Source organism: Streptomyces sp. NPDC005761 (genome assembly GCF_040630635.1).
Lineage (GTDB): Bacteria > Actinomycetota > Actinomycetes > Streptomycetales > Streptomycetaceae > Streptomyces.
This window is the reverse complement of the sequence record NZ_JBEXXX010000028.1, coordinates 37,057-53,860: the sequence shown is the minus strand read 5'-3', so window position 1 is coordinate 53,860 and position 16,804 is coordinate 37,057. Positions and strand designations below refer to the sequence as shown.

The window sequence follows — 16,804 nt, the reverse complement described above, 5'->3', positions numbered from 1 at the left end:
CGTACGTCCGGATGCGCCCCCGTTCGGAGGCCGTCCGAGGGCGGCGTCCGGCGGAGCTGTCCTCCGTCGGCCGCCGCCCGTGCGGGTGGTCCTGCGGGCCGCAGGACCGGTGCCGGATCAGGCGCGCCGGCGTGCGACCTCGTACATCACGATGCCGGCGGCGACACCGGCGTTGAGGGACTCGGCGCCGCCCGGCATGGAGATGCGGACGCGGTAGTCGCAGGTCTCGCCGACGAGGCGGCCGAGGCCCTTGCCCTCGCTGCCGATGACGATGACGACGGGGCCGCCGAGGGCTTCGAGGTCCTCGACGGTGTGCTCGCCGTCGGCGGCGAGGCCGACGACCGCGATGCCTTCCTTCTTGTACGCCTCGAGCGCGCGGGTCAGGTTGGTGACCCGGGAGACGGGTGTGCGGGCGGCGGTACCGGCGGAGGACTTCCACGCTCCGGCGGTCATGCCGGCGGCGCGGCGTTCGGGCACGACGACGCCGTGGCCGCCGAAGGCGGAGACGGAGCGGACGATCGCGCCGAGGTTACGGGGGTCGGTGACGCCGTCGAGGGCGACGATGAGGGGGTCCTCGCCGTTGTCGTAGGCGGCGGCGGTGAGGTCCTGCGGGTCCGCGTACTCGTAGGGCGGGACCTGGAGGACGAGGCCCTGGTGGTTGAGGCCGTTCGTCATGCGGTCGAGCTCGGGGCGCGGGGCTTCCATCAGGTTGATGTTGCCGCGCTCGCCGGCGAGCTGGAGGGCCTCGCGGACGCGCTCGTCGTTGTCGATGTACTGCTGGACGTACAGGGTGGTGGCGGGCACGCCGTCGCGCAGGGCCTCGAAGACGGGGTTGCGGCCGACGACCATCTCGGAGGTGCCCTTGACGCCACCGCGCCGCGGGGCGGGGCGGCGGTTGGCGGCCTGCTTGGCCTTGGCGGTCGCGATGCGGTTCTTCTTGTGCTTCTTGCGCGCCTCGGCGGGCGGCGTCGGTCCCTTGCCTTCGAGAGCACGGCGTCGGTTACCGCCGCTGCCGACCTGCATGCCCTTCTTGTTGGACGTGCGGCGGTTCCTGCGCTGGCTGTTCCCGGCCATGACCTACCTGTTTCGTTGCTTCAGACGTGCGTACGTATAAGTGAAAGTGTGCCGCCCGGCGGGCCGGGCGGCACTCGGGAGGACTACTGGCGCGGGCCGAGTGTCCACCGTGGTCCGGTGGGGCTGTCCTCGATGACGAGCCCGGACTGGTTGAGCTGGTCGCGGATGGCGTCGGCTGAGGCCCAGTCCTTGCGCTCGCGTGCGGACTGGCGCTGGTCGAGTACGAGGCGTACGAGGGTGTCGACGACGCCGTGGAGGTCGTCGCCGCGGTCGCTCTCGCCGGCCCAGTGCTCGTCGAGCGGGTCGAGGCCGAGGACACCGAGCATCGCACGGACCTCGGCGAGGCGTGCGACGGCGGCTTCCTTGTCGTCGGCGGCGAGGGCGGAGTTTCCCTGGCGGACGGTGGTGTGGATGATCGCCAGCGCCTGCGGGACGCCCAGGTCGTCGTCCATCGCCTCGGCGAAGGCGGGCGGCACCTCGGTGGCGGGGGCGACGGTCTCGCCGGCCTTCTCGGTGACGCGCTGGACGAAGCCCTCGATGCGGGCGAACGCGGACTCGGCCTCGCGCAGGGCTTCCTCGCTGTACTCGATCATGGACCGGTAGTGCGGGGTGCCGAGGTAGTAGCGCAGCACGATGGGACGCCAGGCCTTGACCATCTCGCTGACGAGGACGGAGTTGCCGAGCGACTTGGACATCTTCTCGCCGGACATGGTGACCCAGCCGTTGTGCACCCAGTACGTGGCGAACTCGTCGCCGAAGGCCTTGGCCTGGGCGATCTCGTTCTCGTGGTGGGGGAAGATCAGGTCGATGCCGCCGCCGTGGATGTCGAAGGCGGTGCCGAGGTACTTGTGCGCCATGGCGGAGCATTCGAGGTGCCAGCCGGGGCGGCCGCGTCCCCAGGGCGTCTCCCAGCTGGGCTCGCCGGGCTTGGACGCCTTCCACATGGCGAAGTCGCGCTTGTCGCGCTTGCCGGTCTCGTTGTCGCCGGAGGGCTGGCGCAGGTCGTCGAGGTCCTGGTTGGAGAGTTCCAGGTAGCCGGGGAACGAGCGGACGTCGAAGTACACGTTGCCGTCGGCCGCGTAGGCGTGTCCACGCTCGATGAGGCCGCGCATCATCTCGATCATCTCGGTGATGTGGCCGGTGGCGCGGGGCTCGTACGTGGGCGGCAGGCAGCCGAGCGCGTCGTAGCCGTCGTTGAACGCGCGCTCGTTCTCGTAGCCGATGGCCCACCAGGGGCGGCCCTGTTCGGCCGACTTCTTGATGATCTTGTCGTCGATGTCGGTGACGTTCCGGACGAACGTCACGTCGTAGCCGCGGTAGGCGAACCAGCGGCGCATGATGTCGAAGTTCAGTCCGGACCTGATGTGCCCGATGTGCGGGGCGGCCTGGACGGTCGCGCCACAGAGGTAGATCGAGACACAGCCCGCTGTGAGCGGGGCGAAGTCACGGATCTGCCGGGCGCTGGTGTCGTACAGGCGAATAGTCACGCCTCAAGGGTAGTGGGCGCGCACCAGTGCCCCGCGACCCTTGGGGGGATTGCGTGGACAGTTGTTACGGCTCCGGGCGGGACGGAGCCGTGACCGGTGATCGCCGGGGGCCGTTCAGATGCGTCCGACGACCTTGCGGGGGGTGATCCGGACGACGACGCGGGGGTCGTCCTCGCCGGATGCGGGGTTGAAGTCGGCGTACTTCTTGCCGGTGTACTTCTGGGACAGCTCGTCGATGAGTTCCTGGCCGCCCTCGGTGGTGAGGGAGGCGGTGCCTCGGATCTCGGCGTAGGTGTAGGGGGCGTCGAAGGGCTGGACGACCACGGAGACGCGCGGGTCGCGGGCGAGGTTCTGTTCCTTGCGGCGGCCGGTGGTGGTGGAGATGAGGACGTCGTCGCCGTCCCGCTTCACCCAGACCGGGGACACCTGGGGGCTGCCGTCGGGCTGGATGGTGGCGACGGTGACGAAGACCGGGGTGTCGAGCAGCGCCTTGAGTTCTTCGGAGAGTGCGGCGGTCATGGCGGACGTCCTCCTGAGGGGGTGGGTGGTGCCCCTACACCTACCCCGTCCGTGTCCTTCCCTCTCCGCTTCGGGTGCGCGCCCACCGGAAGGGTCAGTGCCGGGTCGGGCTACGGGGGGCGTCCGCCTCGCACCGCCGCTGAGGTGAGGAGGGCGGGGGCGAGGACGGACCAGGGGGCGCGTTCGGCGTAGGGGAGGTTTTCGAAGAGCCTGCGCCCCCGTTCGGGTGAGGGGGGTTCGGCGCCGGGGCTCCGGACGGCTCAGCCGGTGCGGTAGACCAGGGCCGTCGCGATACCGGCGATGCCGTCGCCCCGCCCGGTGAAGCCGAGTCCGTCGGAGGTGGCGGCGGAGAGCGAGACCGGTGCGCCCACGGCGGCGGAGAGGACTTTCTGCGCCTCGTCCCGCCGCTTGCCGATCTTCGGCCGTACGCCGACGACCTGGACGGCCACGTTGCCGATCTCGAAGCCCTCGGACCGGACGATCCTCGCCGCCTCGGTCAGCAGCGTCACGCCCGCGGCGCCGGACCACTCGGGGCGGCCCGTGCCGAAGTGCTGCCCGAGGTCGCCGAGGCCCGCGGCCGAGAAGAGCGCGTTGCACGCGGCGTGCGCGACGACGTCGGCGTCGGAGTGGCCGGCGAGACCCGGGCCCTCGCCCTCCCACAGCAGGCCCGCGCACCACAGCTCGCGGCCCTCCTCGAAGGCGTGGATGTCGGTGCCGATGCCGACGAGCGGGATGACGGGGGCGCTGCGCCCGTCGGGTGTCTCAGAAGCCATCGTTCGCCCTCCTGCGTGCGAGAACCGCCTCGGCCAGGACCAGATCCAGCGGCCGGGTCACCTTGAACGCCTCCTCGTGGCCGGGAACGACCACGACGGGTGCCCCGAGCTGCTCGACCATGCCGGCGTCGTCGGTCGCACCCTCACCGCCGAAAGCGATCTCCTCGTGGGCGCGCACGAGGGTGTCGCGGTCGAAGCCCTGCGGGGTCTGCACCGCGCGCAGCCGGGCCCGTACCGGAGTGGAGAGCACCGGCTCGGGCTCCCCCGGCGCACCGGGCTCGACCTCCTTGACGGTGTCGGCGAGCGGCAGCGCGGGAACGACGGCGGGGGCCCCGTCCCGTACGGCCTCGACGACCGAGTCCACCGTGTCCACGGGGACGAGGGGGCGGGCCGCATCGTGGACGAGGACGGCACGGACATCGGCGGGCAGCGCGTCGAGTCCGAGCTTCACCGACTCCTGCCGGGTTCCGCCGCCGGGCACCACGAGGAAGTCGGTGCGCTCGGGCAGGGCGTGCTCGTCGAGCAGACGCCTCACCTCGGTCGCCCCGTCCGGCGGTGCGACGACCACGACCAGGGACACGTGGCGGGAGGCCGCCATGGCCCGTACGGCGTGGATGAGCATGGGCGTCCCGCCCAGCCCGCGGAGCGCCTTGGGGGCGCCCGGGCCGAGCCGTACGCCGCGGCCGGCCGCGGGAATCACGGCGGCGGTGCGGTAGGGACGCGATTGATCAGACATCGGTTGCACTCCGAAGCATCGGCATGTTTGTCTCCACGGCCGACGTGGGTATGGCCTCAAGCGAGCCGGGCGCTACGCCATGACTCGACCGGGACCCTTTCCGTGACCCCGGGCGAGACGGGCCCCGCCCCGGCCGCTCGGGATCGGCCTCACACGTCGACTTCACAAGATCGCGAGCAAAGTACCGGGGGATCGTCGATGAGGCCAACGCACCGGCGCATCGGGGAGAACATCCGGGTTTGCCGGGACATCCGGGGTCGGGGCATCCGAGTCCGCCGGGACGCCGTCCGCAGGCGTCCGTCGGCCGGTCGCTCGCCACCCGGGCGGTCATCATGTCGCATCCGGACATGCCGCAGCGCCCGACGACACACCGTTCATACGGCTGGTCAGCGGGCACCGCGGCACATTATTTACGACCGGTGCGATCCGGTTCAGGACGCGAGGACCTCGTCGAGGAGAGCCTCGGCCTTGTCCTCGTTCGTGTTCTCCGCGAGAGCGAGCTCACTCACCAGGATCTGGCGAGCCTTGGCGAGCATGCGCTTCTCACCTGCGGAGAGTCCACGCTCGCGCTCACGACGCCACAGGTCGCGAACTACTTCCGCGACCTTGATGACATCGCCGGATGCGAGCTTCTCGAGATTTGCCTTGTAGCGTCGGGACCAGTTCGTCGGCTCCTCGGCATACGGTGCGCGCAGCACCTCGAAGACCCGGTCCAGCCCTTCCTGCCCGACCACGTCACGCACACCTACGAACTCCGCATTGTCCGCCGGTACACGCACCGTCAAGTCGCCCTGGGCGACCTTGAGCACCAAGTAGGTCTTGTCCACGCCTTTGATCTGGCGAGTTTCGATAGCCTCGATCAGCGCGGCCCCGTGATGGGGATAGACCACGGTGTCGCCAACCTTGAACGTCATGTGACAGGTACCCCTTCCGTGGCTATCAAGAGTAACACGAGAACTGCTTCTCCTGAATGGCGTTTTCGCAGGTCAGGGCATATCTCGGGGCTTGACAACTGCAACACGGACGTGCTGCGGAAGGCTCGCGCAAGACGGTATTCGCAGGTCGGAGCGGCTGTGCGGGCGAGGTGAAACGTGGACGTCACACCCACCGGAACCCGCTCGGAAGTGACGAGACGTCCCGTTTTGCCGGGTTCCGGATGATGAACATTCCGTACTCCGTTCGGAGATCGATCACCCGTACGGCGGTTAGTGCCGACGGCAGTACCGGTGGCCAATGAAATTGATCAACGCCGCGTGCCGTGCGGATTATGCGCAATGAATGCGCCACGTCCTCTTGAGCAGCGGCTGAACGGGGACGCGAAGCGCGGGGTGAACGTGCGGCGGAATTGATCAAGCGCGTTTTGTGAACAGCGCGCGAATGATCTCGCCCACGACGGCCCGCGATCCCCGTGGCCGTCAGGGGCGGGTCGGGTGCGGGGCGTGGACGGCGGCTCGGTAACCTGGCCGCTGACAGACCCTTAGGGCGGCTTTACACCACTCGCCCGACCCCGTCCGTACGTCCGCTCGTTCAAGGAGTTGCCGCCGCCGTGAGCCGCAGCCTTCGACACGGCGCCCTCGCCGCCACTGCCATCGCGTTCTCGATCGCCGCGCTCTCCGCATGCGGGGCCGGCAAGAACGCGCAGACGCTCGAAGTCAGGCCTGACAACGCCGCCACGTCAGCCGGCGACATCAAGATCCAGAACGCCAACGTGATCACCCAGCCGGAGCCCGGCGCCGAGGGCCCGGCCGTGATCGCCGCCACGCTGTTCAACAGCGGCACCGAGGCGGAGACACTCGACGCCATCACCCTGCCGGGCGGCAGGGGCTCCGTGGAGCTGCACGCCGCCAAGGGTTCGGGGCCGGTCGTCGTACCGGCCGGCGGACGGGTGATCCTCGGCGGCAGGGGCAATGCCTCCGCCGTGATCGAGAACGGCCGCGAAGCCACGCAGAACGGCAACGTGCAGCCGCTGGTCTTCAAGTTGAGCTCGACCGGCGACATCCCGCTCGGCGCGTCCGTCGTGCCCTCCACCGGCTACTTCAAGGACTTCGGCCCCAGCGCGCTGCCGGAGACCCCGAAGAAGCCGGAGAAGTCGCCCGGGGCGACGCCGACCGGTTCCGCGTCGGAGACCCCGGGCGCCTCGTCCGGCAGCCCCTCCGAGCCGGCCTCGGAAGGCGACACGACCACGCCGAGCGACGCGGCGTCCGACTCCCAGCAGCCGGGCTGACCGCACCCCGCACGACACGCAGGTGTGGCTGAGGCGGCCCCCGGTCCGGGGGCCGCCTCAGCTACACCTGTCGCCCTGTCCGGGCCGGTCTACGGCTCGAACTTGTACCCGAGGCCCCGCACCGTCACGAGGAACCTCGGCGCCCCCGGGTCCGGCTCGATCTTGGCGCGCAGACGCTTCACGTGGACGTCGAGCGTCTTGGTGTCACCCACGTAGTCCGCGCCCCAGACCCGGTCGATCAGCTGCATCCGGGTCAGCACCCGGCCCGCGTTGCGCAGCAGCATCTCCAGCAGGTCGAACTCCTTCAGCGGCAGATCGACCTTGCCGCCGGAAACCGTGACGACGTGACGGTCCACGTCCATCCGCACCGGCCCGGCCTCCAGCGCGGCCGGAGTGACCTCCTCCGGCTCCCCTCGGCGGCGCAGCACCGCGCGGATGCGGGCGACGAGCTCGCGCGAGGAGAAGGGCTTGGTCACGTAGTCGTCAGCCCCTATTTCCAGGCCGACGACCTTGTCGATCTCGCTGTCCTTGGCGGTGACCATGATCACGGGAACGTTGGACCTGCTGCGCAGCTGCCGGCAGACCTCGGTGCCCGGCAGGCCGGGCAGCATCAGGTCGAGGAGCACGAGGTCGGCGCCGTTGCGCTCGAACTCGTCCAGGCCGTCGGGGCCGGTGGCCGCGATGGCGACCTCGAACCCTTCCTTGCGGAGCATGTAGGACAGGACGTCGCTGAAGGATTCCTCATCCTCGACGACAAGCACTCGGGTCACGGAAGAGCCTCCGGGGCAGGGAACGAATCAAAAGTGTCGGGTGCGGCGCCCGGGTAGGGCGCCTCGTCGCCGTTGACGATGAGGGAACCGCCCGGTGCGCGGTCCCGTTCCCGTACGGAGCCCGCTTCGGGCAGCCGCAGGGTGAAGGTGGAGCCCTGTCCCTCCGAGCTCCAGACAGTGACCTCCCCGCCGTGCGAGGCGGCCACGTGCTTGACGATGGCGAGGCCGAGGCCGGTGCCACCGGTGGCGCGGGAGCGGGCCGGGTCGACGCGGTAGAAGCGTTCGAAGACCCGCTCACGGTCCGTCTCCGAGATGCCGATGCCCTGGTCGGTCACGGCGATCTCGATCTCGTCCCCGCCGGGCACCACCACCCGGCGGGCGGCGATGCCCACACGGGTGCGGGCGGGGCTGTAGTTGACGGCGTTCTCGACGAGGTTGCCGAGGGCCGCGGCGAGCTGGCCGCGGTTGCCCCATATGCGGAGCTCGGCGGTGCCTCCCGCGGCCATGGTGATCTGCTTGGAGCCGGCCTGCTGCCGGCAGCGGTCGATGGCCTCGGCGACCAGCTCGTCCACCCGGACCGGCTCGGCGTCCTCCAACGGGTCGTCGTTCTGCACCCGGGAGAGGTCGATGAGCTCCTGTACGAGGTTGGTGAGCCGGGTCGCCTCGATCTGCATCCGGCCGGCGAACCGCTCCACCGCCTCCGGATCGTCGGAGGCGTCCATGACGGCCTCCGAGAGCAGGGACAGCGCGCCGGTCGGGGTCTTGAGCTCATGGCTGACGTTGGCGACGAAGTCGCGCCGGACCGCTTCGATGCGGCGGGCCTCGGTGAGGTCCTCGACCAGCAGCAGCACCAGCCGGGAGCCCAGCGGGGCGACCCGCGCGGAGACCGCGAGGGCCTCGCCCCGGCCCGTGCCGCGCCGGGGCAGGTCCAGCTCGACCTGGCGTATCTCCCCGTCGCGGCGTGTGTCCCTGGCCATGTTCAGCATCGGCTCGACGGCGAGGCGCCCTCCCCTGACCAGTCCCAGCGCGTACGCGGCGGAGCTGGCCTTGACGACGCTGTCGCTCTCGTCGAGCACGACCGCCGAGGAGCTGAGCACGGACAGGACCGTGTCGACCCCGGGGGGCAGGGGGGCACCGCTGTCGGGCCGCAGGGACGTACGCGTGGGCCTCTTCTGGTCGCGTTCGCTCCAGCGGAACGCCAGCATGGCGATCACACCGGTGCACACCCCGGCGATCGCTGCAGCTGCGGCGACCGCCGCGTTCACGTCCATGGCTCCAGGTTATGCGGCTCCGCGGACACTCTCCCAGCCGTACGAGTGCGTATCCGAACACTCGTCGCCCAGAGTTCACCGAGGGGCAAGCGCCGGTTCACTTGGCCGGTCGGAACCCGACGCGTACGGCCGTCACGGTGGCACCGTGGGGTTCGGAGCAGGCCCCCGGCCTCGGTACAGAACTGGAGAGGGACTTCCCATGCGTGACGCGTACCACGAGGAACTCGACTCGATCGGCGAGGGGCTGGTCGAGATGGCCCGGCTCGTCGGATCGGCGATCGGCCGGGCGACGACGTCCATGCTCGACGCCGATCTCAAGCTCGCGGAGACCGTGATCGCCGCGGACCAGAAGGTCGACGACCTCCAGCACGACCTGGAGGCCAGGGCCATCGCGCTGCTGGCCCGCCAGCAGCCGGTGGCGACCGATCTCAGGATCGTCGTCACCTCGCTGCGGATGAGCGCCGACCTGGAGCGCTCGGGTGACCTCGCCCAGCACGTCGCCAAGCTGGCCCGGCTGCGCTTCCCGCAGAAGGCGGTCCCGGAGGACCTGCACGCCACCATCCTGGAGATGGGCCAGCTCGCGCAGCGCCTGATGGCCAAGGCCGCCGAGGTGATCATCACCAAGGACGTCGACCTGGCGCTCCAGCTGGAGCAGGACGACGACGAGATGGACCTGCTGCACCGCACGCTGTTCCAGCACCTGATGGACGACCGCTGGAAGCACGGCATCGAGACGGCCGTCGACGTGACGCTGCTCGGCCGCTACTACGAGCGGTTCGCCGACCACGCCGTGTCGGTCGCCAAGCGTGTCGTCTACCTGGTGACGGGCGAGCACGCGGACGAGATCCAGCAGCCGACGCCGGTGGAGGGCGCGTAGCGGGGCAGGAAGGCGCACATGTGTTCCTGCGCATGTGCGCCGTTGATGCGCCTGCCCGGCTGGGCATGCAATGGGGTGGGGCGGCACGACCTTTCCGTACGCCCCGGTCGTGTGCCCAGGGCGGGTGTACGACCTTGTCGTACACCTTGAGGAGGAACCATGGCCGATTCCCCCACGACCGAACCCCAGCAGGAGACACCCGCCGACGTGGCGCACCAGGGCGTCCTCGGCGCCTGCGGATGCGGCTCGGGCTGCGGGTGCGGCTGCCAGTCCGGCGCGCCGTGCCAGTGCGGCGGCTGCTCCGGCTGACGGGCGCGCGCAGCGACGAGAACGCCCCGCGCGGACGGTTCCGCGCGGGGCTTCCCCGGGCTCCGGTCAGCCCGCCCGCACCACGGCGGGCTCGGGAGCGGTGCCCTGCTCGGCCGCGGCCGGTCCGCCCACGACCGCGGGGACCGTCGTCGTGCCCTCCTGCGGCAGGGTCCGCATCAGCAGCCAGTAGCCGAGCGCCGCCACGGTGCCCAGGACCGCGCACGTTCCCCACAGCCAGCCGGCGCCGAAGTGGTCGATCACCACGCCCGACATCAGCGGGGCGACGAGCGCGGCGGCCGACCACGACAGGGTGTACATGCCCTGGTAGCGGCCCCGGCCGTGGGCCGGTGAGAGCTGGACGACCAGACCGTTCTGCACGGGCGCGTTGACGATCTCGGCGACGGTCCAGACGCAGATGGTGAGTGCGTAGACCGCGACCGAGCCGGCGAAGGCCGTCAGCCCGAATCCGTACCCGGCGAGCACCGACGACACGATGAGCAGCCGGCGCGGGTCGCGGCTCTGGATGAACCGGGTGACCGGGATCTGCAGCACCACGATGAGGACGCCGTTGACGGCGACCGCCGTACCGAAGTCGGAGCTGCTGAATCCGTCGGCCCCCATGGCCACCGGCAGCCCCACGTACCCCTGCTGGAAGATCAGGGCGATCACGAACGACAGTCCGACGACGCCCATGAAGCGCCCGTCGCGCAGTACCGTGCCGAGCCGTACGTCGTCCTCGGCGCCGGCAGCGTCCCGGAGCGGGGACACGCCCTTCTGCGGCCGGGACTCAGGCACCTTCATGAAGACGACGACGGCACAGAACAGGGTCATCACCGCCTCGCCGACGAAACCGGCGAGATAGCTGTACTCGGCGATGAACCCGGCCCCGGCGGACGAGACCGCGAACCCCAGGTTGATCGCCCAGTAGTTGAGCGAGAACGCCCGCACCCGGTCCTTCGCGGGCACGATGTCGGCGATCATCGCCTGGACCGCGGGCCGGGAGGCGTTGCTGGCCATGCCGACGACGAAGGCGACGCCGGCGATCGCCACGGGATGGACCATGAAGCCGAGCACGGCCACCGAGACGGCGGTCGAGAGCTGCGCGACGAGCATCGTGGGACGCCGGCCGAAACGGTCCGTCATCACCCCGGCCCCGAGCGAGGAAACGACCCCGCCGAGCCCGTGCAGGGCGGCGACCAGACCGGCGTACGAGGCGGAGTAGCCCCGGTCCAGGGTCAAGTACAAGGCCATGAAGGTGGCGACGAACGCCCCGAGCCGGTTGACCAAGGTGCTGGTCCACAGCCACCAGAACTCCCTGGGGAGACCGGAGACGGTTTCACGGGTGGCCCGTCTGAGACCGGCGACAGACATACGGGTTCCCCCCGGGACGTACGGATGCGATGACGGGCGGTAAGAGGCCCGCCAACCGTCCGAACATTACAAATCCGGGATTCGGTCCTGCCACCCGATTGACGGCAGCCGTCAATCGGCGCCGCCCTGTCCGCCCTGTGGCCGGGCGCGCGCGGCCCGTACGGGTTCGATTACGCTCGGGCCCATGGCCGACGCACCGTACAAGCTGATCCTCCTCCGCCACGGCGAGAGCGAATGGAACGCGAAGAACCTGTTCACCGGATGGGTGGACGTCAACCTCACCGAGAAGGGCGAGAAGGAGGCGGTCCGCGGCGGTGAGCTGCTCAAGGACGCCGGCCTGCTCCCCGATGTACTGCACACCTCGCTCCAGAAGCGCGCCATCCGCACCGCCCAGCTCTCGCTGGAGGCCGCGGACCGCCACTGGATCCCCGTCCACCGCTCCTGGCGCCTGAACGAGCGCCACTACGGCGCCCTGCAGGGCAAGGACAAGGCGCAGACGCTCGCCGAGTTCGGCGAGGAGCAGTTCATGCTCTGGCGCCGCTCGTACGACACCCCGCCGCCGGCCCTCGAGGACGGCACCGAGTTCTCGCAGAGCGACGACGCGCGCTACGCGACGATCCCGCCGGAGCTGCGCCCGCGCACGGAGTGCCTGAAGGACGTCGTCGTCCGCATGCTGCCGTACTGGTACGACGGCATCGTCCCGGACCTGCTGGCCGGCCGCACGGTCCTGGTCGCCGCGCACGGCAACAGCCTCCGGGCCCTGGTCAAGCACCTCGACGGCGTCTCGGACGCCGACATCGCGGGCCTGAACATCCCCACGGGCATCCCGCTCGCGTACGAACTGGACGAGAACTTCCGCCCGTTGAAGCCGGGCGGCACGTACCTCGACGCGGACGCCGCGAAGGCTGCCATCGAGGCCGTGAAGAACCAGGGCAAGAAGTAGCAGCCCCAGCGATCAGGCCCCCTGCCCCGCGCCCATGGCGCGGGGCAGGGGGCCGTCGTTCGTTCACGGCCGTCCGACGTCGTCATGGCGGGTTCGGCCGTGGCTGCACCCGTGGTCCGTCGGGCGGGCTCAGGGGTGCATGACGATCTTGCCCACGTGTCCCCTGCGGGCGAGTTCTTCCTGTGCCCGAGCGGCCTGGTCCAGCGGGAAGGTCGCGGCGATGACGGGCTGGACCTCCGCCCGGCGAGCCAGGTCCATGAGGAGGTCGAAGTGCCTGGGAGTGTGCATCGCGGACCCGATGACCTGGGCGTTGTGCAGATAGAGACGGCGCACATCGAAGGTCACGCCGTAGCCGCCGAGTGCGCCGGCGACGACCCACCGGCCCCCTTCGCGGAGCAGCGGCAGCCCTTCGCCCACCAGCTCGCCGGCCACCACGTCGAGTGCGACGTCGATGCCCTCGGGGGCGGCGGAGCGGATCTGCTCCGCGATGTCTCCCGCGCGGTCGACGACGGCGTGCGCGCCCGCTTCGCGGACCGCGTCGATCTTGGGTCCGCTGCTGATGGCGACCACCCGTGCGCCGCGTGCGCGGGCGATCTGCACCAGCGCGAGGCCTACGCCGCCGGATGCTCCCGAGACCAGGGCGGTTTCGCCCTTCCGCAGCCGGCCTCGTTCGATCATGCCCAGCGCGGTGCCGTAGGCAGTCGGCAACGTCGCGAGCTGGTCGTCCGAGAGCGCGGACTCCGTCACGTCGTGCACACGCGCTCCCGGTGCTGTCACGTACTCGGCGTATCCGCCGTCGCGTTCGCTCCCCATCAGGCCCACCGGGTTGGCGTCCGGCCCTTCACTGTCGTAGATCGCGGGGTCGACGACCACTCGGCGTCCGAGGAGGCTCCCCTCCACCCCGGCCCCGACGGCCACGACCCGGCCGGCCACGTCGGCGCCCTGGATGCGCGGGAAGTCGATCGGGCCGCGCCAGCCCGACCGCGCCTCCGGATCTCCCGGACGGCCGTAGGCGCCCTCGCGGGTCCACAGGTCGGTGTTGTTCAGCGCTACCGCGGTGACCTGGACCAGCACCTCGCCCGCCTGCGGGGCGGGGACGGCGACCTCTGCCAGCTCGAGGACCTCGGGTCCCCCGTGCCCTGTGATCCGCGCTGCTCGCATGTACGGGGACGCACTCATCGCCGGAACCTCCTGACAGGTATACTGATCGGTGAACATTTCCCACCGTACACCGATCAGTGAAGGAGCCCGCAGTGCAGGAAGCTCGGCCTTTGACGCCGGCCGGCCGGCGCATCGCGGCGGCAGCGGAGGAGCTGTTCTACAACCGGGGGATCACGGCGGTCGGCGTAGACCTGATCGCCGAGCACTCGGGGGTGACCAAGCGGACCCTGTACAACCAGTTCGGTTCGAAGGACCACCTCGTGGCGGCCTACCTCTCGGAACGGGACCGGCGCTGGCGGTCACTCGTCCTCGCCGCCGTCGACGCCGCCGCCACTCCCGCCGAGGCCGTCACCGCACCGTTCGAGGCGCTCAGGACCTGGAGCGGGACCAACAGCCGCGGATGCGCCTTCATCAACGCACTCGCCGAGCTCCCCGACCCCGCGCATCCCGCCCACCGGGTCGCCGCGAACCAGAAGGTCTGGCTGCTGCACCTGTTCGAGGAACTCGCAGGCGCCGCGGGCTGCCCGCACCCGGCCACCCTCGCCACCCAGCTCCTCACGCTGCACGAAGGCGCCCTCGCCACGCAGCCGCTCCCGCTCGACACCCTCGCCGCAAGCACCGACCTGGCACGGACCCTGGTTCGCGTCGGCACACCACCCCGCCGGCAGAGCGATTTCGGCGCGGGGTGACGTCGTCCGGGCGGGGCGCCCGCGACAGCGAGGCGGCGGATCGCCCTCGTCGAGCGTGACCCTCCTCCCAGACGCCGCCCACCTCATGCCGCCGCCGGGCGTCGGCGTCGACCTCGCCATGCTCGACGCCAGTGGACTCGCGCTCCCACTCGTCGGTTCCGCCACCATCGACGACGCCGTGCGCGGCTACGGGAGGACGATGCTCCCGCGCTCGGCCGAGATGGCCCGGACCCTCGAAGGAGGCACCCGGTCCATGCTGGACGCCCCCGGACCCGAACGAGCAGCGGGCCGGTCCTGTCCTCAGCAGCCCTGACCGCATTCTCCCCGCGCTTCGAGCCGTTCGGCCCGGAGCGGCCCTGGCATCTGTGCCCACGTGGCACGCCGCTTGGTTCATGAGCGAGGGCACACGGGCCACTCCGCTCCGCGCTCCGCTACATTCAGCCCTCATGCCCGAACAGACGGCCGGTCAAGGCTCACTCATCGATACCCTCGTCGACCACAACGGCCGTGCCACGCTGCCGTACCAACAGGCCCACCGGGGCGAGGTTTTCGGGACGGCGTTCTGGTTCAACGACCTGCTGGCCGAAGACGCCGAAGGGAGCGAGACGTACCGGCAGTACCTCGTGACCGCGGGAGCCGCGACCCGCTACGACCTGGCCGAGATACGGCTGCGGCCCCAGCTCTCCGACTCCGTCATGAGCAGCAACGGCTTGATGATGCTGCGGTTCCAGGAGGGCTGGATCCCCCTCGGCGACTCCGGTGTCTCGGTGCTCCCCGCCGACGTGCTGCACGCCCTCGCGCGCCGGAAGGGGTGGGCCTGGGCGACCGACGAGGTCACGGACGGGGTGGCCGCGAAGGCCGAGGACGTCGCCCGGCTGGACGGGACTCCGGTGCGGGCCTACGTACTGGGCCACGACGTGGGGCCGGACCGCACCCAGAGGGACCAGGTGGTGGTCGTCGGAGAGGTGGCCCGGAGCGGCGACGGGCGCGGGGTGGTGTGGGCCGGTCCCGTGCCCCGGGGCTGCGTGGGGGCGCCGGTCTTCGTCTGGTTCCCCCTGGACGAGCTCCGGTTCAAACTCGTCTGCCTCGGCGTCCTGTTGCCGGGCGAGGGCGACGGGGAGGCGGCATGGCATCCGGTCGCCACCTTCGACCGCATCCGGTCCGCCGTCCGCGACCTGCCCGAGCAGCCCTCCGCCGCTGCCGCCCCCGCGCCGCCGCGCCGGTGGTGGCACCGGCGCGAGTGACACACCTCACCCGTCGTCTACCCTGTGGCGCAAGCGGGGAGAGCGGGGAGAGCAACCATGAGTGAGCCCCTGAAGACGTTTGTCGGCGGCGCCGAGGTCGAGGTGCCCAACAGCATCCCGGCCATCCGCGACGCCCTGCCCGAGGCGAGACGCGAGGAGTTCGACCGCGCCATCAACGCGGCCGGGGTGCACGAGATCCAGGCCGTGATGCGGCACTGGATGCTGGAGGCCGTACCCGATCCGGAGGCCGAACGGATCCTGGACCGGCTGGCGCGGGACGAGGCCGAGAGGCGGAGCGTCGCTTGAGCCTCCGGATCTCCTACGCGCCGCCCGCCGACGACACCCTGGCCAAGATGCGGGACGGCGACACCTTCCGGGACGAGATGGTGCGCACGCTGGGGCGTGACCCGTACGGGCACGGCTCGTCCGCGGTCAAGGGTGAGCACGATCGCCGCGAGGCAACCGTCGCCGGGGCGATCGTGCTCTACTACGTCTCCGGATCGGTCCTGACCGTCACCGTGGTACGGCTCGTCCCGCTGCCCTGACCCGGACTCAGGCGAGCTTGGCGGCCTGGGCGTCGATGACGGCGGTCGGCAGCTCGAAGTCGCCGCCGGCGCCGGACGCGCCCAGGTTGAGCGAGGTCAGCGAGGCGAGCGTGGCGCCCTGGCGGATCTGGATGAGCTTCATCGCGCTCTTCTCGCCCTCGGCCTCGATCGTCACCGTCCAGGCGACGGCTTCCTCGCCGCCCTTGACCGGGACCTCCGCGATCTTGGTGATCTTCTGCTTCGATCCGGCCGCGGTGAGGGTGAAGCCGGAGGCGCAGTCGGTCGCGGCGGTGCGCAGACCGCCCAGCGCCTCCGCGGCGCCCTTGCCGTCGTACGAGGCGAGCGTGCTGAGCGTCGTCGTGATGTCGAAGGCCGCCTTGAACGCCTCCGCCGGGTCGTCGCTTTCCTTGTCGCCGCCCTTCTTCGGCTCGCTGATGACCTTGCGCTGCGTGGACGCGGCGGGCGTACCGGCCTTGGCGCCCATCAGGGTGTCGGCGAAGACGTCACAGGCGGCCTTGTCGACGGTGACGGCGTCGCCGGTGATGGCGTCGGCGGGACCGGCCTTGGCGACCTTGTGCCCCTTCACGTCGCCCTGGGCCAGCGACACCTTCTCCAGTTCGGCCGCGGTCAGCGCCTTGGCCGCGGAGTCCGCGGGCTTGGCGGAGGCGGAGTCGCCGGCCTTGCCGTTGTCCTTGTCCGCGGTGTCCGAACCGCAGGCCGCGGTGAGCAGGGCCAGGGACATCACGGTGGCGGCAACGGCGGTACGGCGTATGGCAGTGGGTCGCATGGCCCGTCCTTCTGTCTCAAGGTG

Annotated in this window: 19 protein-coding genes and 1 pseudogene; 9 read left to right on the top strand and 11 right to left on the bottom strand. The window is 70.7% G+C overall.

The window, feature by feature from the left end:
• Positions 1 to 117 precede the first annotated feature (117 nt).
• From rlmB to ABZ434_RS23915, 6 genes are all read right to left on the bottom strand, one after another.
• A complete protein-coding gene (rlmB, locus tag ABZ434_RS23940; protein WP_359140402.1) occupies positions 118 to 1,074 on the bottom strand; it encodes a 23S rRNA (guanosine(2251)-2'-O)-methyltransferase RlmB in 957 nt (318 codons plus the stop codon).
• Between the two features lie 83 nt (positions 1,075 to 1,157).
• Positions 1,158 to 2,561: a cysteine--tRNA ligase gene (gene cysS / locus ABZ434_RS23935; RefSeq protein WP_359140400.1), complete on the bottom strand. Its 1,404-nt coding sequence runs from the start codon at positions 2,559 to 2,561 to the stop codon at positions 1,158 to 1,160.
• A 114-nt stretch (positions 2,562 to 2,675) separates the two neighbouring features.
• A complete protein-coding gene (locus ABZ434_RS23930; protein WP_359140395.1) occupies positions 2,676 to 3,080 on the bottom strand; it encodes a PPOX class F420-dependent oxidoreductase in 405 nt (134 codons plus the stop codon).
• A 260-nt stretch (positions 3,081 to 3,340) separates the two neighbouring features.
• Positions 3,341 to 3,853, bottom strand: coding sequence for a 2-C-methyl-D-erythritol 2,4-cyclodiphosphate synthase (ispF, locus tag ABZ434_RS23925; protein WP_359140391.1), 513 nt, complete (start codon positions 3,851 to 3,853; stop codon positions 3,341 to 3,343).
• Positions 3,843 to 4,589 (bottom strand): 2-C-methyl-D-erythritol 4-phosphate cytidylyltransferase, encoded by a 747-nt coding sequence (ispD, locus tag ABZ434_RS23920; RefSeq protein WP_359140388.1) that lies wholly within the window; start codon positions 4,587 to 4,589, stop codon positions 3,843 to 3,845. The genes ispF and ispD overlap by 11 nt, the downstream gene beginning before the upstream one ends.
• Before the next feature lie 431 nt (positions 4,590 to 5,020).
• A complete protein-coding gene (locus ABZ434_RS23915) occupies positions 5,021 to 5,503 on the bottom strand; it encodes a CarD family transcriptional regulator (protein ID WP_006380568.1) in 483 nt (160 codons plus the stop codon).
• Positions 5,504 to 6,135: 632 nt separating this feature from the next.
• On the opposite strand from ABZ434_RS23915, the gene ABZ434_RS23910 reads away from it, so the two are divergent.
• Entirely contained in the window at positions 6,136 to 6,813 is a 678-nt protein-coding gene (locus ABZ434_RS23910; protein ID WP_359140385.1) for a DUF461 domain-containing protein, read from the top strand.
• Between the two features lie 89 nt (positions 6,814 to 6,902).
• Here the strand turns inward: ABZ434_RS23910 and ABZ434_RS23905 are convergent, their stop codons facing one another.
• Both ABZ434_RS23905 and ABZ434_RS23900 read right to left on the bottom strand, forming a co-directional pair.
• Positions 6,903 to 7,583 (bottom strand): response regulator transcription factor, encoded by a 681-nt coding sequence (locus ABZ434_RS23905; protein WP_136201434.1) that lies wholly within the window; start codon positions 7,581 to 7,583, stop codon positions 6,903 to 6,905.
• Complete coding sequence (locus ABZ434_RS23900) at positions 7,580 to 8,854, bottom strand: ATP-binding protein (protein WP_359140381.1); 1,275 nt, start codon at positions 8,852 to 8,854, stop codon at positions 7,580 to 7,582. Before ABZ434_RS23900 ends, ABZ434_RS23905 begins: the two co-directional genes overlap by 4 nt.
• Before the next feature lie 199 nt (positions 8,855 to 9,053).
• Here ABZ434_RS23900 and phoU point away from each other — a divergent pair, with 199 nt between their 5' ends.
• Together phoU and ABZ434_RS23890 are read left to right on the top strand one after the other, a co-directional pair.
• Positions 9,054 to 9,731, top strand: a complete 678-nt coding sequence (phoU, locus tag ABZ434_RS23895; protein ID WP_359086945.1) for a phosphate signaling complex protein PhoU — start codon at positions 9,054 to 9,056, stop codon at positions 9,729 to 9,731.
• Between the two features lie 159 nt (positions 9,732 to 9,890).
• Positions 9,891 to 10,040: a hypothetical protein gene (locus ABZ434_RS23890; RefSeq protein ID WP_359140378.1), complete on the top strand. Its 150-nt coding sequence runs from the start codon at positions 9,891 to 9,893 to the stop codon at positions 10,038 to 10,040.
• A 66-nt stretch (positions 10,041 to 10,106) separates the two neighbouring features.
• Here the strand turns inward: ABZ434_RS23890 and ABZ434_RS23885 are convergent, their stop codons facing one another.
• Positions 10,107 to 11,411: an MFS transporter gene (locus tag ABZ434_RS23885; protein WP_359140375.1), complete on the bottom strand. Its 1,305-nt coding sequence runs from the start codon at positions 11,409 to 11,411 to the stop codon at positions 10,107 to 10,109.
• Positions 11,412 to 11,595: 184 nt separating this feature from the next.
• On the opposite strand from ABZ434_RS23885, the gene ABZ434_RS23880 reads away from it, so the two are divergent.
• Positions 11,596 to 12,354, top strand: coding sequence for a phosphoglyceromutase (locus tag ABZ434_RS23880; RefSeq protein ID WP_359140372.1), 759 nt, complete (start codon positions 11,596 to 11,598; stop codon positions 12,352 to 12,354).
• A gap of 129 nt (positions 12,355 to 12,483) precedes the next feature.
• Here the strand turns inward: ABZ434_RS23880 and ABZ434_RS23875 are convergent, their stop codons facing one another.
• Positions 12,484 to 13,533, bottom strand: a complete 1,050-nt coding sequence (locus tag ABZ434_RS23875) for a zinc-binding dehydrogenase (RefSeq protein ID WP_359140369.1) — start codon at positions 13,531 to 13,533, stop codon at positions 12,484 to 12,486.
• 74 nt (positions 13,534 to 13,607) lie between these two features.
• Here ABZ434_RS23875 and ABZ434_RS23870 point away from each other — a divergent pair, with 74 nt between their 5' ends.
• The 5 genes and pseudogenes from ABZ434_RS23870 to ABZ434_RS23850 all read left to right on the top strand — a co-directional run bounded on the left by ABZ434_RS23870 (position 13,608) and on the right by ABZ434_RS23850 (position 15,993).
• Positions 13,608 to 14,204 (top strand): TetR family transcriptional regulator, encoded by a 597-nt coding sequence (locus ABZ434_RS23870; RefSeq protein WP_359140366.1) that lies wholly within the window; start codon positions 13,608 to 13,610, stop codon positions 14,202 to 14,204.
• Between the two features lie 46 nt (positions 14,205 to 14,250).
• Positions 14,251 to 14,517, top strand: a pseudogene (locus ABZ434_RS23865) (FAD-dependent monooxygenase); the annotation flags it as partial.
• A 133-nt stretch (positions 14,518 to 14,650) separates the two neighbouring features.
• A complete protein-coding gene (locus tag ABZ434_RS23860) occupies positions 14,651 to 15,448 on the top strand; it encodes a hypothetical protein (protein ID WP_359140363.1) in 798 nt (265 codons plus the stop codon).
• A 57-nt stretch (positions 15,449 to 15,505) separates the two neighbouring features.
• Positions 15,506 to 15,754, top strand: coding sequence for a hypothetical protein (locus tag ABZ434_RS23855; RefSeq protein WP_359140361.1), 249 nt, complete (start codon positions 15,506 to 15,508; stop codon positions 15,752 to 15,754).
• Positions 15,751 to 15,993, top strand: coding sequence for a hypothetical protein (locus ABZ434_RS23850; protein ID WP_359140358.1), 243 nt, complete (start codon positions 15,751 to 15,753; stop codon positions 15,991 to 15,993). The genes ABZ434_RS23855 and ABZ434_RS23850 overlap by 4 nt, the downstream gene beginning before the upstream one ends.
• Positions 15,994 to 16,000: 7 nt before the next feature.
• On the opposite strand, the gene ABZ434_RS23845 is transcribed toward ABZ434_RS23850, so the two are convergent.
• The gene (locus tag ABZ434_RS23845; RefSeq protein ID WP_359140355.1) at positions 16,001 to 16,780 is read right to left on the bottom strand and encodes a hypothetical protein; all 780 of its coding nucleotides are present in this window, start codon (positions 16,778 to 16,780) and stop codon (positions 16,001 to 16,003) included.
• Positions 16,781 to 16,804: the final 24 nt, after the last annotated feature.

What these genes read in the sequence shown, in the direction of transcription:
- ispF (WP_359140391.1), bottom strand. Translation starts at nt 3,853, where the DNA reads ATGGCTTCTGAGACACCCGACGGGCGCAGCGCCCCCGTCATCCCGCTC.
- ABZ434_RS23875 (WP_359140369.1), bottom strand. Translation starts at nt 13,533, where the DNA reads ATGAGTGCGTCCCCGTACATGCGAGCAGCGCGGATCACAGGGCACGGG.
- phoU (WP_359086945.1), top strand. Translation starts at nt 9,054, where the DNA reads ATGCGTGACGCGTACCACGAGGAACTCGACTCGATCGGCGAGGGGCTG.
- rlmB (WP_359140402.1), bottom strand. Translation starts at nt 1,074, where the DNA reads ATGGCCGGGAACAGCCAGCGCAGGAACCGCCGCACGTCCAACAAGAAG.
- ABZ434_RS23845 (WP_359140355.1), bottom strand. Translation starts at nt 16,780, where the DNA reads ATGCGACCCACTGCCATACGCCGTACCGCCGTTGCCGCCACCGTGATG.
- ABZ434_RS23930 (WP_359140395.1), bottom strand. Translation starts at nt 3,080, where the DNA reads ATGACCGCCGCACTCTCCGAAGAACTCAAGGCGCTGCTCGACACCCCG.
- ABZ434_RS23885 (WP_359140375.1), bottom strand. Translation starts at nt 11,411, where the DNA reads ATGTCTGTCGCCGGTCTCAGACGGGCCACCCGTGAAACCGTCTCCGGT.
- ABZ434_RS23860 (WP_359140363.1), top strand. Translation starts at nt 14,651, where the DNA reads ATGCCCGAACAGACGGCCGGTCAAGGCTCACTCATCGATACCCTCGTC.
- ABZ434_RS23900 (WP_359140381.1), bottom strand. Translation starts at nt 8,854, where the DNA reads ATGGACGTGAACGCGGCGGTCGCCGCAGCTGCAGCGATCGCCGGGGTG.
- ABZ434_RS23855 (WP_359140361.1), top strand. Translation starts at nt 15,506, where the DNA reads ATGAGTGAGCCCCTGAAGACGTTTGTCGGCGGCGCCGAGGTCGAGGTG.
- ABZ434_RS23890 (WP_359140378.1), top strand. Translation starts at nt 9,891, where the DNA reads ATGGCCGATTCCCCCACGACCGAACCCCAGCAGGAGACACCCGCCGAC.
- ispD (WP_359140388.1), bottom strand. Translation starts at nt 4,589, where the DNA reads ATGTCTGATCAATCGCGTCCCTACCGCACCGCCGCCGTGATTCCCGCG.
- ABZ434_RS23880 (WP_359140372.1), top strand. Translation starts at nt 11,596, where the DNA reads ATGGCCGACGCACCGTACAAGCTGATCCTCCTCCGCCACGGCGAGAGC.
- ABZ434_RS23915 (WP_006380568.1), bottom strand. Translation starts at nt 5,503, where the DNA reads ATGACGTTCAAGGTTGGCGACACCGTGGTCTATCCCCATCACGGGGCC.